The following is a 16,136-nucleotide window of genomic DNA, read 5'->3' on the forward strand; positions in this document are numbered from 1 at the left end:
ATCTTGTCATCGAAGGCGTGCGCGTCGATGCGCAGTGATCTAGCTGCCATGGATTAGGCGTCTGCCTGTAATGGCTGCACCTCAACGGTGACATGAGACAGTCCCCTGAAGCGCCCCAGCACCGCATGGTAGAAGCGCGAGTCTCGCAGGGTTTCACCTGTTGCCACTGACACCACGGCGCTCATATGGCCGGGACCCACCCGCCATACATGCAGGTCGACCACCTTGTCTCCGCGATCCTCGATCGCGTGACGTACGCTCTCCGCCATGCGCCGGTCGGAGTTCATGTCGAGCAGGATCGCAGCCGTGTCGCGCATCAAGCTGTACGACCAGTTTGCAATCACCAGCGCGCCGATGACACCGGCGAGCGGGTCCATCCAGAGCCAGCCAAATGCGCGGGCCAACACGAGGCCTATGATCGCCAGCACGGAAACCGCCGCATCCGCCATCACGTGGATGTACGCCGACCTGATGTTGTGGTCACGGGTCGCTGTTTCATGCGCGTGGTCGTGGTGTTCATGTTCTTCGAATTCCACTTCGTGCTGGCCGTCCGCAATCCGCACGACGGCCTTGAAGGCGTGCGGCTCAGGAATTTCTTCCTTCGATTCCAGATAGCCGCCACGATCCGCCAGCGCGAAGACCTGTCGCGTCCCATCCGGCCGGATCGTCGTAACGGACACAGTAGAAGCGTCCAGTCGTGAACCGTCCGTCTCAGGCGCAATGCGGAAAACAGGTGGCACGCCGTCCTCGAAGATGGAAACCGCAAGCACGCCGGACGGCGCGAAAATCTTCCGCACTTCCTCTTCTTGAGCGTGGTGATCATGCCCATGCCCATGCCCATGCCCATGCCCATGCCCATGCCCGTGATCGTCGCCGCCCAGTAGCCACACGCTCGCCAGGTTGACAAGAAGCCCGACCACCGCGATGGGAATCGCTTCACCGAAATGGATGGGTACCGGCGACAGGAAACGGGATACCGCCTCGTAGCCAATCAGAAGCGCAATCATCGCGAGCACGATGGCACTCGTAAAGCCCGCGAGATCGCCAAGCTTGCCCGTACCGAACACGAAGCGGGAGTCGGTGGCGTGTTTGCGCGCGTAGGTGTACGCAAGGGCTGCAATGAGCATTGCGCCCGCGTGCGTCGACATATGCAGACCGTCGGCCACGAGCGCCAGTGAACCGAACATACTGCCGCCAACAATTTCAATCAGCATCATCGCGCTGCACAGTGCGATCACGGCCCACGTTTTGCGCTCGTTTTTTTCATGACCGACGCCCAGAAAGATGTGGTCATGTCCTGCGCCGAACGCGGCATGTTTGAAATCACTCATTTCTGACTCTATTTGAAATAGCTGTGAACGACTTCGATGAGTTGTTCCGTCGCGCTAGCGCCATCCTCCTCGCCGCTTTCCGCGTCGACGAGGTGATTCCTGATGTGGTCTTCCAGCACGACCGCGAGAAGACCGTTCATAGCCCCGCGACAACTTGTGATCCGTTGCAGCACGTCCGCGCAGCCGTGCTCTTCCTCGAGCGCCCGCTCGATGGCTTCGACCTGTCCCTTGATGCGGCGGACCCGATTAAGTAGCTTCTGTTTTTCCTGAATCGTGTGACTCATGCGCTCTCCAGATACCCCTAGGGGGTATGTAATTGCACGAAGTCTACCATAGGGGGAGGGGGTATCCAGTGCGGCTGCGGATGCGACTTTTCATGTAAAGGCCGTCAGCCGACACTTAAGCGATGTCTGATTCATCGACGACGGCCATGTGCCCGAACGGTACGCCCGTCTGTCATGCTGGTATTTCGCGTGTCGGATAGAAGAGTGAGAGTGCTTTATCGTCGGCTGTCGGCAATGGCGGCTACGAAGCGACCGCAACCGCTTGACGATAAGACTACAGACGATGCTCCAACCGATAAGTAGACCGAAAGCAGCCGTATCGGGTGCTTGAGCGCTACGGCGGCGGATGCCCGCACCCGTTTGGGTTTGTTCGACACCTGCCTTTGTCTGTTGCTGCGTGAACGTATGCATGACGCATGCGCGCAGGCGTCGAATAATTTAGAACGAACTGGGCCGGTCGTCGTCAGGCAAAGTCTTCGACCATCAACCGTCGATCGCAATCGGCTCTTAAACGACTGTTCGTTAATGAAGAACAACTGCCGCGGCGGAAACGCGGGTGTGTGAAAACCGCTCCGCGCGTTACGTTACGTTCGAGGTTCGGCAGACAGTGTTCCGCGCCACACTGGCATTTCAAGATCGCGACGCGCGGGAATCGATCGCCCGCGCGCCCTTGATTTGCAAGCCTTTCCTATGCACCCCGCGGTGCGCGCCCCACATGGTATGACCCTTGCGGTCACAACCCCAGGATTTTAATCACCGGGGGGTGCAAGTATGAATCGCAATTTCAAAATGACGACGATCGCCATGTGCGTGTCGTCACTGATGGTTCTTCAAGGTTGTGGATCGACATTGACCACGAAGTCGCCGACGCTTGGCACTGGTTCGGGAGGCGGCGCCATCACAGGTGGAGGCGGCGGGTCGGGAGGAGGGTCGGGATCCGGTGCAGGTTCCGGATCGGGGTCCGGCTCAGGTAACGGCACGCCGACGCCTACACCGACGCCTACGCCGACGCCTACACCGACGCCGACGCCGACGCCGACGCCGACGCCTACGCCGACGCCGACGCCGACGCCGACGCCGACGCCAACGCCAACGCCAACGCCAACGCCAACGCCAACGCCAACGCCAACGCCAACGCCAACGCCAACGCCAACGCCAACGCCAACGCCAACGCCAACGCCGACGCCGACGCCGACGCCAACGCCAACGCCGACGCCGACGCCGACGCCGACGCCGACGCCTACTCCGACGCCAACGCCAACGCCGACACCGACACCTACGCCCACGAGCGCCAACCCACTCGGCGTCGTGGTGCAGAACACCGGCAATGTCGTCACCGCGACCGGCCAGACTGTCTCGGCCATCGGCAGCCAGATCGGTCTCACGCCGATCCCCGGCGGCAACACCGCGACCACCACAGCGCTCGGCGGTGTGGTTTCGAATCTCGGCGCCGGAGTGTCAGCACTCGGCACGGGCGCTTTCAACGGTCTCGGCCAGCTAGGGAATTCGACCGACCCTCTCGGTACCACCCTCGCCAGCAGCGGCAACCTGGTCTATGACGCTGGCCAGGCGGTCAATAGCGCCGGACAACTCGTGACCAGCCTCGGCAGCGGCCCGACCGCTCCGCTCAGCCCGCTGACAAACCCGCTCGGTAGCACGATCTCCACCGTGGGCACAGCCGTCAGCAGCCTGGGCACGCAACTCGGCTCGACGCTCACCAACGGCCCGGTGCAGCAGCTCACGCAGACCCTGAGCACTGCCATCACGCCAATCACCGCGACACTCGCGCAGACCACCCAGACCGTCGGCGACACGACCGGTTTGGGTAAGCCGCTCGATGGACTGCTGTCGACCATCGGCCACGGCCTCAACACTGCGGGCGGCCAGATCGGCAGCACCACGGGTAATCCGATCGGCAAGAACCTGGGCAACGTCGTGACACAGTTGGGCAATACGGTTACCTCGGTCGGCGGCCTGCTGACCGCAGGCGGCTCGGGCAGCGGTAATCCGCTCGGCGGCCTGACCGGCATTCTCAATCCGGGCGGCGGTTCGTCCGGCAATCCGCTGGCACCGCTTACCAACATCCTCACTTCGCTGCCCGGCACGCTGACGGGCGGACTCGGCGGTATTGGCGGCTCGACCAATCCACTCGCACCTCTGGTCGGCACGCTGACTTCGCTGACCTCTTCGTTGACCAGCGTGGTCGGAGGACCCGGTAGTCCTTTGGCGCCGCTCACCGGCCTGACCGTCTCGGCAGGTGTCGCGCTGAACGGTGCAACAGGCAGCGCCAACAACCCGCTAGCACCAGCGACGTCAGTAGCATCATCGTCGACGGGCGCGCTACACGCCTCAGGCGGTTCAGGTGCGGCCGGCACGACCAACCTGCTCGCGCCCGTGACGGGCCTCGTCACCGCCCTGACGAGCGCGCTTGGCGGCGCCAGCGGAGGAACGTCCGGGTCGTCCGGCGCCGTGCCCGGTGGGCTGACATCAAGGAAGTAACGAAGGAAGCACGCATTGCGGAAAACGGCGGACCGGGCAACCGGTCCGCCGGTCCGTGCGGCACTGGGCCATCATGACTTTGCTTGCCGTCGAACTTAGGTAACGCCGAGCAAGTGACCGCGTTTCAGCTTCGGCACATATCGCTATGAGGCGAAAACCGGTTGTCATTGGCATCTGCCGATCAATGGTGGCATTTCGGCGACGTGAGCGCGCGATTAACCAATAACTGTTCGCCGTCAGGCGAAAGCGGTCGCATAGGCGGCGCATTGGTGCTATCCGAAATTCACGTGTCGCTAGCGGATAGCACCTGGTCGGGCAACGCGTGTCAGGCGATCCATCCGCCGTCGACCGTCAGGCTCTCGCCGGTCGTGTAGCCTGCTTCGGGGCTCGCGAGATACGCTACAGCTGCAGCGATTTCCGCCGGTTTGCCGAAACGGCCCACGCTCGCGAGCTTCGTCATCGTGGCGTGGTCTTCCGTGCCGGGCTGCGGAGCCAGTTCTGTATCGATCGGGCCGGGTTGCACGGCATTCACGGTCACGCCATATTTGCCGAGCTCGCGCGATAGCCCGCGAGTGAAGCCTCTGATGGCGAACTTCGATGCGATGTAGAGCGTTACACCGGGCAGCGGCGCGGCTTCGCCAAAGGCCGAACCTATGTTGATAATGCGTCCCCAGCCGGCCGCCACCATTCGCGCCGCCGCGTCTTTTGCCAGTTCGATCGGCGCACGAACATTCAGGTTGAAATGTGTGTCGTAAGACGTGTCCGAAGAATCGAGGAAGGGTCCGTACTCCACCGTGCCGGCGTTGTTGACGAGAATGTCGAGCCGCCCCTCGAAGCGGCCGCCGAACGCGCCGTTCAGCGCATCGATGAGATTCTTGATGCCTTCTGGTTGCGACAGGTTGGCGCCGACGGCTTCAGCCTCGCCGCCGGCATCGCGGATCGCCTTGACGACTGCTTCGGCCCGCGCCGCACTCGACGCATAGTGAACGATCACCGATGCGCCGTCCTGCGCAAGACGCGCCGCAATAGCTGCACCGATTCCACGCGAAGCGCCCGTAACGAGAGCAAGTTTGCCTTTCAGAGCTTGGGTCATGTTTTCCTCAACGGATAGGTTTGAAAGCGGTCCTCCGCGCTGAACAGCCGGAAGGGACTGCTGCATCGGAGCCAATGTTTCGTGCATTGGTTGATGCGTATCCTCCGCTCGGGCGGCATCGCCCGGTAGTCGCGGGTGAGGAATAGCTCCTATTCCCGCTGCGAAGAGGCAGGCCGGAGCAGTGGCACCCTGGTGCGAGGCGGCTGGACGGTTAGGCGGCTATGCGGTGAGGTTATCGCTGGAGCGCTCATTGAGGAGATGCTCGACAAACTTGACGAAGGCACGCGCCTTCGTGGTCGCCATGCGACCGGACAGAAACACTGCCCACAGGTCGATCGGCGGCAACATCCAGTCAGTCAGGACGGCCTGAACCGTGCCGTCCGCAAGTTCAGGGGCGAACATCCATTCCGAAGCGACAGCCAGGCCCATATGCGCGAATACCGCCGTGCGCATGCCTTCGGCTGCGTTCACGCTTATTCGGCCGGACAAGGTGACGTTCGAGTCGGAACCGTCACTGCGGCTGAACAACCACGACTCCCCGCCGCCTCGAACTGTGTGAACGACCGCCTGATGGCGGAGAAGGTCGCGAGGCGTTTGCGGAAGCCCCGCTTGCGCGAAATACGAGGGTGTGCCGACGACGACCCGCCGCCCGGTGGCGATGCGACGCGCAGTCATATTCGAATCGTCCAGGGCGCCCATGCGCAACGCGACATCGACACCCTCTTCGAGCAGATCGACGGACCGGTCGTCGAGCACGATATCGATGCTGAGATTGGGATGTCGATCGAGGAAAGACTTCAGTGCCGGCAAGACATGCAGGCGGGCGAAGGTGACGGCTGCGCCTATGCGCAGTCGTCCGGACAAGCCATCCGCCGATTCGCGTACCGCCTGTTCGGCCCGCTCTGCCTCATCGATCGCCCTGAGTGCATGATCGTAAAACCGTTGACCGGCATCGGTCGGTGCCAGGCCACGTGTCGATCTCAACAGCAAACGGGCGCCAAGACGTTCCTCCAACTGTGCAACTGCCTTCGAAACGGCCGGTTGGCCTAGCTTCAATCGGCGTGCCGCGGCGGAAAATGAACCCGCATCGACAACAGTTACGAAAGTCTCCATTGCCACCATGCGGTCCATGTGCGGTCTCCTGCAGGGTTGTCAGCGAAAGTGCGCAGTGTAGCGAAACGACGAACGTTTTCAGACACGCGAGCATTGTCGGGCAACGACATCGCCTGACGCGGCCAGATCGGGCGGAACGCGTGTTGAAATTCGTCGCCCCATAGTCTTACGCCACATCATTTCAACAATACTTGAAATATAGAAGTGAATGGCTTATCGTTTGCGCCATGGACTCAAATCTCGTTGTACGCGCCCTGAGCGCACTGGCTCACGAATCGCGTCTCGCAGTCTTCCGCCTGCTAGTCGTTGCCGGCCCCGATGGGCAGGCTGCGGGCGGAATCGCGCAGCAGCTTGGCCTATCTCCGTCCAGTCTCTCGTTTCACCTGAAAGACCTGTCACACGCGGACCTGGTGAAGTCTCGACAGGAAGGGCGTTTCGTCATCTACACGGCGAATTTCGACGCGATGACGGGCCTGATCGGCTTTCTGACGGAGAACTGCTGCGCGGGTGCAACCTGCGCAGCAAGCGATCTCCCCAACTTTTGCAATGACCCGGCATGCGGCAATAACGCGAGCAAGAAATGAGCAGCACTGACACAGCAATCCGCGCGAGCCGCCCGGCCATCGGGTTTTTCGAGCGTTATCTGACGGTCTGGGTCGCGCTGTGCATCATCGGCGGCGTCATGCTTGGCCAATTACTTCCCGGACTCTTCTTCGCGGTCGGCCACATGGAAGTCGCGCAGGTCAATTTGCCGGTCGGCGTACTGATCTGGGTGATGATCATTCCGATGCTCGTGAAGATCGATTTTGCCGCCATGACGCAGGTGAAAAGCCAATGGCGCGGTATCGGCGTGACGCTTTTTGTGAACTGGTTCGTCAAACCATTTTCGATGGCCCTGCTCGGTTGGATTTTTATCCGGCATGCGTTTGCGGCGTGGCTGCCTGCCGATCAGATCGACAGCTACATTGCAGGCTTGATTCTGCTCGCCGCTGCTCCGTGTACGGCGATGGTGTTTGTCTGGTCTCAACTGTGCAAGGGCGATCCGTACTTCACGCTGTCACAGGTCGCGCTTAACGATTCGATCATGATCGTTGCGTTTGCGCCGCTCGTCGCGCTGTTGTTGGGCCTATCCGCTATCACGGTGCCGTGGGACACGCTCGTCATCTCTGTCGGGCTGTACATCGTCATTCCCGTCATCCTTGCGCAAGTGTTGCGTAAGCGCCTGCTTGCCAGGGGCGACGCACATTTCCAGCGGATGGTCGCACATCTCGGCCCGTATTCGATCTGTGCACTTCTCGCGACGCTAGTCTTGCTGTTCGCGTTTCAGGGGCAAGCCATCGTCAGGGAGCCGCTGATTATCGGCATGCTGGCAGTTCCCATCCTGATTCAGGTGTTTTTCAATTCCGGCCTCGCTTACCTGCTCAATCGTCGGTTGGGGGTGGCGCATTGCGTTGCGGGACCATCCAGCCTGATCGGCGCGAGCAACTTTTTCGAGCTCGCCGTAGCGACTGCAATCAGTCTGTTCGGTTTTCAGTCAGGTGCTGCACTTTCGACGGTTGTTGGCGTGCTGATCGAAGTGCCGGTCATGCTACTGGTGGTCGGCGTGGTAAACCGGTCGCAGCGTTGGTACGAAGCAGGCAATCGCATCAAAGGACAAATGTAATGAGCGTCTCGATCTATCACAACCCGGATTGCGGCACGTCACGCAATACACTGGCGATGATTCGCAACGCGGGCATTGAACCTCGGATCGTCGAGTATCTGAAAACACCGCCAGACCGCGAGACATTGAAGGCACTGATAGCGCAAGCGGGCCTCACTGTCCGCGCCGCGCTGCGCGAGAAAGGTACACCGTATGAAGAGCTCGGACTGGGCGACATGTCGCTGAGCGATGAGCAATTGCTAGACGCAATGCTGTCTCATCCGATCCTTATCAATCGTCCGTTCGTCGTGACGCCGCACGGCGTGCGTCTCTGCCGGCCCTCCGAACTCCTTCTCGACATCCTGCCTGAGGCGGGAAACAAGCCCTTCACAAAGGAAGACGGCGAGGTAGTCGTCGACAGTGAAGGCCGGAGACTCAGCAAGTGATTGAAGATCTGCCCAACATCAGTGCCGCGCATCTCGATACGCCTGATCTGCAAAAGCTCACGCCTCGCGTCGTATCACAGCATCCGCCGCGTATCTTGTTGCTCTATGGGTCGCTGCGCGCTACGTCTTTTAGCCGTCAACTAACGCTCGAAGCTGAACGTATCCTGCGTCACTTCGGCGCTGAAACGCGAGTGTTCGACCCACATGGGCTTCCCATCGTCGATAGTGTCCCGGCAGATCATCCCAAGGTGGTGGAGTTGCGCCAATTGTCCGAGTGGTCGGAGGGACAAGTCTGGTGCAGTCCGGAGCGTCACGGCACGCTGACTGCTGTGTTCAAGAACCAGATTGACTGGCTTCCACTCGAAAGCGGCGGCGTTCGTCCCACTCAGGGGCGCACCCTTGCCGTCATGCAGGTATGTGGCGGGTCACAGTCTTTTAACGCTGTGAATGCACTGCGCGTGCTCGGCCGCTGGATGCGCATGGTGACTATTCCGAACCAGTCCTCAGTGGCGCAGGCATGGCAGGAATTCACCCCGGATGGTCGGATGAAACCGTCCGCGTACTATGAACGGGTGGTCGATGTGATGGAAGAGTTGTACAAGTTCACATTGATGGTCCGTGACCGCTCGGACTATCTGACGGATCGGTACAGCGAGCGCAAAGAAGCACACCCTGAACTTGCGGAGCAACTGGCCGCCGCTGCCATGGTTCATGAAGCAGCCGCTGCCAATGCCGACACCGGCTGAGTTCTCGATTCCCACCCAACGAACCCTCAACCAGAAAGCAAGCGCCGCACAAGCTCCGGAAACCGGGACGCGTCGATATCCTCAACAAAACTAGCCCGCAGCGCATCCGCTGCCGGGCTGAGCGATCGTCCCGCAAGTTCGACAAATCCCACGGTCCGTTCGATGCGCGGCGCGTCGAGCGGGATGAAGCGCAGCGTGTCCCGATACCGTTGCTTCGCAAGATAAGGCAGCACGGTGAGCCCGACGCCGCTTTCCACTGCGGCCAGCAGCGTGGTTGTATTGGCAATGAAGATGTTGTCCTGCTGGGCCGCTGCTTCACGCACGGCGGAAGGCAAGGCGCGCATTGTGCCGTTGCCGATCAGCAGATATCCCGACAGATCGCTCCATTCGACCCGCCGCTGCCTGAAAAGCGCGTGCCCGGAATTCACGACCACGCACATGACGTCCGCGATCAGCGGCGTAAAGCTCAACGCCGATTCGGACTCCGAGGCACTGGCGATGCCGAAATCGATCGCACCGGAGCGCACGCGGTCGTGGATGTAAGCGGCCGTGCCGTCTTCGACATGAAGCTGGATGCCCGGATAGCGTGCGGTGAACCGGCTGATCGCGCGCGGCAGCATTTCGTGAGCGACCGACGGCACGGCGGCGACCCGCACGCTGCCGCCACGCACTCGCGCGACGTCGATGGCGGCAGCGATCGTGCGTTCGTAGTGCTCGACGAGTTTCCGCGCTTCGCCATAGAGCATGGCGCCGAACGGTGTCGGCGTCGCATGGCTGCCTTTTTCAAAGAGCGGTGCGCCAAGCGCGGTTTCCAGTTCCTTGATGGATAGCGACAGCGCCGGCTGGCTGCGGAACACGGCCTTCGCTGCGGCCTTGAAGCCGCCATGCTCGACGACGGAAACGAAGTGCCGCAACTGCGCGATCTTTACATCCGGGAACCGGTCCATGGCTTAAATAAGTTTTGCAAATAAATTTATCAAAACAATTGGTTTTGATTATTTTACAGCTATTTCTAGAATCGGTCTCATGTCAAACGCATAGAGATCGACAATGAATCCTCAGACTTTTTTGAACTGGATCGACGGCCATTGGGTGGCCGGCGAAACGGTTGTCGAGAACCGCAGTCCGTCCGACACGGACGACCTGATCGGCTGCTACACGCAGGCAACCAGCGGCCAGGTGCACGCGGCCATTGCAGCGGCGGCCGTCGCGCAACCCGTCTGGGCAGCAACTGGACTCGAAAAGCGGCACGACGTGCTGCGGGCTATCGGCGACGAGCTGATCGCGCGCAGTCAGGAACTGGGGCGGCTGCTGGCGCGCGAAGAGGGCAAGACGCTCGCGGAAGGCGTCGGCGAAGTCACCCGTTCAGGACAGTTCTTCCATTACTTCGCCGCCGAGGTGCTCCGTCAGTTGGGCGGGAAGGCCGATTCGGTCCGCGCGGGCATCGAGATCGATATCCAGCGCGAGGCGCTCGGGGTCATCGGCGTGATCACGCCCTGGAATTTCCCCATGGCGACCGCAAGCTGGAAAATCGCACCCGCGCTCGCGTTCGGTAACGCGGTGCTGTTCAAGCCAGCCAATCTGACGCCCGCTAGTGCCTGGGTGCTCACGGAAATCATCAGCCGCCAGGCATTGCCTGCCGGCACCTTCAACCTGCTGATGGGCGCGGGCTCATCGGTTGGCAACGAGCTTGCTGCTTCCCAATCGGTCAACGGTATTTCCTTTACCGGCTCGGTGGACACCGGCCGGCGCCTCGCGGGCGTCGCCGCGCCGAATCTCATCAAGCTACAGATGGAGATGGGCAGCAAGAATGCGCTCGTGGTGCTCGACGATGCGGACCTCGACCTCGCCGTCGAATGCGCGTTTCAGGGCGCCTATTCGGGCACGGGGCAGAAATGCACAGCCTCGTCGCGGCTGGTGGTGACACACGCGGTGCACCGGCCGTTCGTCGAGCGGCTCACCGCAAAACTGCGCAGCGTGAAGGTGGGACGCTCGCTCGACGACGGCGTGCAGATGGGTCCGGTGGTCGATGCCCGCCAACTCGAACAGAATCTTCGGTACATCGAGATCGGCAAGCGCGAAGGCGCGCGGCTCGTGCATGGCGGTGAACATCTCGCGCAGCCCGAACGCGCATATTGCATGTCGCCGGCCTTGTTCGACGATGGCCGCAACGACATGCAACTCAATCGCGACGAAGTGTTCGGCCCGATTGCCTGCGTGATCCCTGTGCGCGACTACGACGAGGCGCTGGCGGTTTCGAACGATACGCCCTTCGGCCTGACGGCGGGCATCGTCACGCAATCGCTGAAGCACGCCACGCATTTTCGTCGCAATGCCCAGGCCGGCTGTGTGATGGTGAATCTGCCGACTGCGGGAACCGACTATCACGTGCCATTCGGCGGTCGCAAGTCTTCGAGCTACGGCCCGCGCGAGCAGGGTCCCAATGCAGCTGAGTTCTATACGACGCTGAAGACTTCTTACACGCGCGCCTGAACGGACGGGGAAACGCCATGAGCCTCCATAACGCTTTGCTTGTCATCGACGGCACGCAGTACTCGAACTGGAACCGGCAGATCTTTGAAGAGATGCGTGCCGGCGGAGTAGCCGCGGTCAATGCGACGATTGTCTACTGGGAGAATGCACGCGAAACGCTGTCGCGTATCGCCGAATGGAATTCACTTTATGAGCGCCACGGCGATCTCGTGATGCCGGCGCGCACGATGGACGACGTGGTACGCGCAAAGCGCGAGGGCAAGATCGCGATTCTCTACGGATTGCAAAACTGTTCGCCGATCGAGGACGATATCGGTCTCGTCGAGGTGTTCCGCGACCTCGGCGTGCGCACCATGCAATTGACGTACAACAACCAGAGTCTGCTTGCGACAGGCTGCTATGAGTCGTCCGATAGCGGTGTCACGCGGTTTGGCCGTGTGGTGATCGAGGAAATGAACCGCGTCGGCATGATCGTCGATATGTCGCACAGTGCCGAGCGCTCCACCCTGGAGGCGATCGAGATTTCCGCGCAGCCGATTGTGATCAGTCACGCGAATCCGAGCTTTTTCCACGAAGCCAAACGCAACAAATCGGACCACGTATTGCGTGCGCTCGCGTCGCGCGGCGGCCTGGTCGGATTCAGCCTTTATCCCTTTCATCTGAAGAACGGTAGCCGTTGCACGGCCGGCGAATTCACCGACATGGTGGCGCGGACCGTCGATCTGATCGGTATCGACCATGTCGGCATCGGCAGCGATCTGTGTCAGGGGCAGCCATATAGCGTGCTCGAGTGGATGCGCAATGGCCGCTGGAGCAAGGAGACGGATTTTGGCGAAGGCAGCGCGAGCAATGCCGCATGGCCCGAGCCGGTCAGCTGGTTCCGATCGAGCGCGGACTTTCCAAACCTGACGGCCGCGCTGGAGCACGCAGGTTTTGCCGACGCCGACATCGCGAAGATCATGGGCGGCAACTGGATGCGGATTCTGCGTGACGCGGAAAACAGCCGTTACGCGAGCGTGCCCGAGACAGATGAAGCGCAAGGCTGCGCAGTGGCGATGTCCTAGCCGCACCGCTGCCTCGTCACATCAATTCAAACGGTGCCGCCTTCATACAACAACGTACCGGCGCCATAACGATTTATCCTCCTGGAGGAGACATGGAAATTCCAACTACGGCAAGCATTGCAGCCAAAGGTCATGCAGTGGCTCATCGCAAAGGAAGCATCGACTGGCCCATTTTCTGGATCAGCGGCGGCTTCTTCCTGCTGTTCCTGATCGCAGCGCTGGTCAATCTGCCCTGGCTAACCACGGCGGTGGACACGGCTTTCACCTGGGCCACAAGAGGGTTCGGGCTCTACTGGCAAGTGCTGATGCTCGCCACCTTCGCGGTCAGTCTCGGCATCGCGTTTTCGAAGCTCGGGCGCGTGAAACTCGGTGGCATCGCGCAAAAACCGTCCAATTCGACGTTCAACTGGGTGGTGATCATCATGTGCGCGCTGCTGGCCGGCGGCGGTGCTTTCTGGGCAGCCGCCGAGCCCTTGATGCATTTCGTCAATCCGCCGCCCTTTTACGGCGTGCCGGGCAAAACCTATGCGGGCGGTGTCGCGGCGCTTGCGCAATCCTTCCTGCACTGGGGCTTTCTCGCGTGGGCCGTGCTGGGCAGTCTGCTGAGTATCGTGTTGATGCATTTGCACTACGACAAGGGTTTGCCGCTCGCGCCGCGTACCTTGCTGTATCCGTTGTTCGGCGCACGGGCTCTCAAAGGGCCGATTGCAGCGATAGCCGATGCAACGTCGATCATTGCGGTTGCCGCGGGGACAATTGGACCGATCGGCTTTCTCGGTCTGCAGATTGCCTACGTGCTCCATTCCGTCTGGAACGTACCCGACACGATCACCACGCAGGCGCTCGTCATTCTTGCGGTCACGGCGATCTTCACGGCGGCTTGCATTGCCGGCCTCGAAGGGCTGCGCTTCGTCTGCAAGATCCACGTGTGGCTGATGCTCGGACTCGCTGCATTCCTTTATGCATTCGGGCCGACCGAATTTCTGACTACGGTCTTTTTCAAGGCGTTCGCCACGCACATTGTCGATTTCGCGCAAACCGCCATGTATCGCGGCGATGGCAAGTGGCTCAATTCATGGACGCTCTTCTACTGGGGCTGGTTTATTGGCTACGCGCCGATCATGGCGATCTACGTCGCGAAAGTATCGCGCGGCCGCACGATCCGCGAAGTGGTGGTGCTGTTGTCGGTCGCGGCGCCGCTGATCACGATGCTGTGGTTCACGCTGGTCGGTGGCACCGGAATCGGTCTCGAACTGAAGTCGCCCGGCGTGGTAATCGGCCATGGCACGCAACCCGAGGCGCTGCTGTTAGGCGTTGCTCAGGCGATGCCGTTGCGTAACCTGATTTCCGCGTTGTTCCTGTTTCTCAGCTTCTTCTCGGTGGTGACGAACGGCGGTTCGATGGCCTACACCATCGCGATGGCGGTGACCGGCGATCGCGGCGAGCCTGGCAACTGGTTGAAGATTTTCTGGGCGGTCGGCATGGGTCTGGTGGGCGCCGTGTTGATTACGATGGGCGCCGGCGGCGTGAGCGCATTGCAGTCGTTCATTGTGATTACGGCCGTGCCTGTGTCGATCATCATTCTGCCTTCGTTGTGGGACGCGGTTCGTATCGCCCGCACGATGGCCGCAGAACAAGGAGTGAAATGATGGCGCACGACGCGATCATGGAAGAACAACGCGAGCGCCTTGCGGGAGTCGGCGAACCTGCGGACTCCGCAGCGTATCCCAGCGCACCGCTGCGCAGTCCCGACATCACGAACCGCACCGAACGTCTCGGCGCGATGCACGGTACCCGTCTGAGCTTCGTGCGTTCGCTCGTACGGCGGATGGCGCACGACAACTGGCGGGTCCGCGTCACCCACATGGATCTCGATGACAACGGCTATGGTGTTTGCATCTATACCATCGAAGCCTATGGCGAGCGCTACAGTCAGGTGATTTTCTCGCAGCATCTCGACGACGCCGAGCGGACCGACCGGGTCATCGCCCAGAAGTGGGACGTTACGTCAGCGCTGCTCTGCGGAGTTCCCAGCGCCGCCAACATTGAGTACTTGCGCGGGAATGTCCCGTTGCAGGAAGCGGGGCGTCTGCGTGCAAACGACCTCGTCCTGTGCCGCGCGAACAAGAGCGTGCGCAACTTTAGCTACGTGACGGAATGCCTTGCCGCGGGGAGGCAACCCGATCCCGCCATGTTCGAACGGGTCGGCTATCTGATCCGAACGACTGCGGTGTACGGCAACGGAAAATTCGGCATTGCGGACTATCCACGGCTCGTCGACAGCCAGGCGTTCAATCGCGGCTTCTCCGCGCAGATGTGCGCCGTCTTCGTGCTGCGTGACTTTAGCGTGCGGCTTGTCGAGCACGTTGCGGCGCGGCGCAATCCGCGCGCAGCGGTCAAGCTGGCGCACAGTTTTCGGCGCTATCTTGGGGTGGGCAATGCAACCGGGCTTGGCATGGCGCCGTTTCTCGTGCGTCATCCGATCCAGGTCGATCAGTGGATACGGGCACGCGAGACCGCGCTTGCTCGCGTGCTCGGCGTTGAATCAGTCGAACCCGCTGCGTTCGGACGCTGTATGGGATTGATCGCGCGTGCGGCACGCCACGTTACGCAGGTTCACACCGATCATCCGCAGGAAGCGGCGCGCAATGCGTTGATTCTTGCAGAGTTGCCACGGCTGGAGCGTGAACTGCGGATACGTTACGAACGAAAAGACACGTTCCGCTGGAGCGAGTTGTTTGCGTGGACGGCCCGGACGCTTTCCTGCGCGACGCAGGAAGTCTTCGTCACTGTGTTGCTCGAGCTTTATCCGGCCCTGGTGGATTCGATTGAATGCGCAACGCCGGTGGATGATGCGCAAACGCTCGATCCAGACATGTCTGTTGGCGAATTGCTCAAGATTGTCGAACGGGACTACCGATGGGTATTCGAACAGCCCGAAGCGCAACGTGACGACGATCATTTCTTCTGGTACAGGTCGGCGGAAAAGGAAGAGCCGCGGCTTGGCGTGCGTGTCGAGGAGAGAGGGGCGGAGCGGGAGGTTCCATTGGATATTGCGCGTCAGGTGCTGCGGCTGCACACGAAGCTGAAGGCGGAAGCGGACGGCTTACGCACTGTCGCGGAGTTTGTCGGCGAGGTGCCTGAGCATCGCGCCATCGTGCGGCGAATTCAGGCGCTCACATCGTACGCTTACGGTGAAATCCGTCACAACCTGCTGGCGCGAGACATGCTGCCGATCGATCTGATGCGAGCCAAGCTGTCCATGTTCGGTGCGAGCAAGTTCGATCCGAAGTCGAATCTCTGGGTTCGGGTCACGCTCTTTCAGGGCGCCCCGACGCTCGATGATCTGTCGCCGGAGATGGTCGACGATTGGGCGTTTCCGTGTGTGCCGGGCGGCAACGAAGTAGGGGGGCTTTAACGTGAAA

At 61.0% G+C, this 16,136-nt stretch carries 13 protein-coding genes and 2 pseudogenes; 10 read left to right on the top strand and 5 right to left on the bottom strand.

Going from position 1 to position 16,136, the window contains the following annotated elements; translation table 11 throughout:
* Positions 1-53: 53 nt before the first annotated feature.
* Together dmeF and HWX91_RS02895 are read right to left on the bottom strand one after the other, a co-directional pair.
* The gene (gene dmeF / locus HWX91_RS02890) at positions 54-1,331 is read right to left on the bottom strand and encodes a CDF family Co(II)/Ni(II) efflux transporter DmeF (protein ID WP_028195738.1); all 1,278 of its coding nucleotides are present in this window, start codon (positions 1,329-1,331) and stop codon (positions 54-56) included.
* 8 nt (positions 1,332-1,339) lie between these two features.
* Positions 1,340-1,615 (bottom strand): metal/formaldehyde-sensitive transcriptional repressor, encoded by a 276-nt coding sequence (locus HWX91_RS02895; protein ID WP_028195737.1) that lies wholly within the window; start codon positions 1,613-1,615, stop codon positions 1,340-1,342.
* A gap of 771 nt (positions 1,616-2,386) precedes the next feature.
* Here HWX91_RS02895 and HWX91_RS41275 point away from each other — a divergent pair.
* A pseudogene (locus HWX91_RS41275) lies at positions 2,387-2,545 on the top strand (collagen-like triple helix repeat-containing protein); the annotation flags it as partial.
* A 270-nt stretch (positions 2,546-2,815) separates the two neighbouring features.
* Positions 2,816-4,114, top strand: a pseudogene (locus HWX91_RS02900) (collagen-like triple helix repeat-containing protein); the annotation flags it as partial.
* A gap of 325 nt (positions 4,115-4,439) precedes the next feature.
* Here HWX91_RS02900 and HWX91_RS02905 read toward each other — a convergent pair.
* Together HWX91_RS02905 and HWX91_RS02910 are read right to left on the bottom strand one after the other, a co-directional pair.
* Positions 4,440-5,207 carry an SDR family NAD(P)-dependent oxidoreductase gene (locus HWX91_RS02905; protein WP_028195736.1) on the bottom strand — a complete coding sequence of 256 codons (768 nt, stop codon included), beginning with the start codon at positions 5,205-5,207 and terminating at the stop codon, positions 4,440-4,442.
* Between the two features lie 219 nt (positions 5,208-5,426).
* Positions 5,427-6,338 carry a LysR family transcriptional regulator gene (locus HWX91_RS02910; RefSeq protein ID WP_028195735.1) on the bottom strand — a complete coding sequence of 304 codons (912 nt, stop codon included), beginning with the start codon at positions 6,336-6,338 and terminating at the stop codon, positions 5,427-5,429.
* 209 nt (positions 6,339-6,547) lie between these two features.
* Here HWX91_RS02910 and HWX91_RS02915 point away from each other — a divergent pair, with 209 nt between their 5' ends.
* Genes HWX91_RS02915 through arsH form a run of 4 tightly spaced genes read left to right on the top strand, consistent with a single transcriptional unit; the run spans position 6,548 to position 9,154 of the window.
* On the top strand, positions 6,548-6,904 hold the full coding sequence (locus tag HWX91_RS02915) for an ArsR/SmtB family transcription factor (RefSeq protein ID WP_028195734.1): 357 nt from the start codon (positions 6,548-6,550) through the stop codon (positions 6,902-6,904).
* Complete coding sequence (gene arsB, locus HWX91_RS02920; protein ID WP_028195733.1) at positions 6,901-7,983, top strand: ACR3 family arsenite efflux transporter; 1,083 nt, start codon at positions 6,901-6,903, stop codon at positions 7,981-7,983. The genes HWX91_RS02915 and arsB overlap by 4 nt, the downstream gene beginning before the upstream one ends.
* Positions 7,983-8,408 (top strand): arsenate reductase (glutaredoxin), encoded by a 426-nt coding sequence (gene arsC / locus HWX91_RS02925; protein ID WP_028195732.1) that lies wholly within the window; start codon positions 7,983-7,985, stop codon positions 8,406-8,408. Before arsB ends, arsC begins: the two co-directional genes overlap by 1 nt.
* The gene (arsH, locus tag HWX91_RS02930) at positions 8,405-9,154 is read left to right on the top strand and encodes an arsenical resistance protein ArsH (protein WP_028195731.1); all 750 of its coding nucleotides are present in this window, start codon (positions 8,405-8,407) and stop codon (positions 9,152-9,154) included. The genes arsC and arsH overlap by 4 nt, the downstream gene beginning before the upstream one ends.
* Positions 9,155-9,180: 26 nt before the next feature.
* Here arsH and HWX91_RS02935 read toward each other — a convergent pair whose 3' ends face one another.
* A complete protein-coding gene (locus HWX91_RS02935; protein WP_042274605.1) occupies positions 9,181-10,101 on the bottom strand; it encodes a LysR family transcriptional regulator in 921 nt (306 codons plus the stop codon).
* 103 nt (positions 10,102-10,204) lie between these two features.
* On the opposite strand from HWX91_RS02935, the gene HWX91_RS02940 reads away from it, so the two are divergent.
* The 4 genes from HWX91_RS02940 to HWX91_RS02955 all read left to right on the top strand — a co-directional run bounded on the left by HWX91_RS02940 (position 10,205) and on the right by HWX91_RS02955 (position 16,129).
* Positions 10,205-11,647 carry an aldehyde dehydrogenase family protein gene (locus tag HWX91_RS02940; RefSeq protein ID WP_028195730.1) on the top strand — a complete coding sequence of 481 codons (1,443 nt, stop codon included), beginning with the start codon at positions 10,205-10,207 and terminating at the stop codon, positions 11,645-11,647.
* Between the two features lie 17 nt (positions 11,648-11,664).
* Positions 11,665-12,711 carry a dipeptidase gene (locus HWX91_RS02945; RefSeq protein WP_042274602.1) on the top strand — a complete coding sequence of 349 codons (1,047 nt, stop codon included), beginning with the start codon at positions 11,665-11,667 and terminating at the stop codon, positions 12,709-12,711.
* Positions 12,712-12,803: 92 nt separating this feature from the next.
* Positions 12,804-14,360: a BCCT family transporter gene (locus HWX91_RS02950; RefSeq protein WP_028195729.1), complete on the top strand. Its 1,557-nt coding sequence runs from the start codon at positions 12,804-12,806 to the stop codon at positions 14,358-14,360.
* Positions 14,357-16,129 carry a hypothetical protein gene (locus HWX91_RS02955; RefSeq protein ID WP_127837985.1) on the top strand — a complete coding sequence of 591 codons (1,773 nt, stop codon included), beginning with the start codon at positions 14,357-14,359 and terminating at the stop codon, positions 16,127-16,129. Before HWX91_RS02950 ends, HWX91_RS02955 begins: the two co-directional genes overlap by 4 nt.
* Positions 16,130-16,136 lie beyond the last annotated feature (7 nt).

It is taken from the genome of Paraburkholderia fungorum (assembly GCF_902833645.1).
GTDB classification, from domain to species: Bacteria; Pseudomonadota; Gammaproteobacteria; order Burkholderiales; family Burkholderiaceae; genus Paraburkholderia; species Paraburkholderia fungorum.

Coding starts and splice junctions, on each gene's coding strand:
- dmeF (WP_028195738.1), bottom strand. CDS start 1,331: ATGAGTGATTTCAAACATGCCGCGTTCGGCGCAGGACATGACCACATC.
- HWX91_RS02895 (WP_028195737.1), bottom strand. CDS start 1,615: ATGAGTCACACGATTCAGGAAAAACAGAAGCTACTTAATCGGGTCCGC.
- HWX91_RS02905 (WP_028195736.1), bottom strand. CDS start 5,207: ATGACCCAAGCTCTGAAAGGCAAACTTGCTCTCGTTACGGGCGCTTCG.
- HWX91_RS02910 (WP_028195735.1), bottom strand. CDS start 6,338: ATGGACCGCATGGTGGCAATGGAGACTTTCGTAACTGTTGTCGATGCG.
- HWX91_RS02915 (WP_028195734.1), top strand. CDS start 6,548: ATGGACTCAAATCTCGTTGTACGCGCCCTGAGCGCACTGGCTCACGAA.
- arsB (WP_028195733.1), top strand. CDS start 6,901: ATGAGCAGCACTGACACAGCAATCCGCGCGAGCCGCCCGGCCATCGGG.
- arsC (WP_028195732.1), top strand. CDS start 7,983: ATGAGCGTCTCGATCTATCACAACCCGGATTGCGGCACGTCACGCAAT.
- HWX91_RS02935 (WP_042274605.1), bottom strand. CDS start 10,101: ATGGACCGGTTCCCGGATGTAAAGATCGCGCAGTTGCGGCACTTCGTT.
- HWX91_RS02940 (WP_028195730.1), top strand. CDS start 10,205: ATGAATCCTCAGACTTTTTTGAACTGGATCGACGGCCATTGGGTGGCC.
- HWX91_RS02945 (WP_042274602.1), top strand. CDS start 11,665: ATGAGCCTCCATAACGCTTTGCTTGTCATCGACGGCACGCAGTACTCG.
- HWX91_RS02950 (WP_028195729.1), top strand. CDS start 12,804: ATGGAAATTCCAACTACGGCAAGCATTGCAGCCAAAGGTCATGCAGTG.
- HWX91_RS02955 (WP_127837985.1), top strand. CDS start 14,357: ATGATGGCGCACGACGCGATCATGGAAGAACAACGCGAGCGCCTTGCG.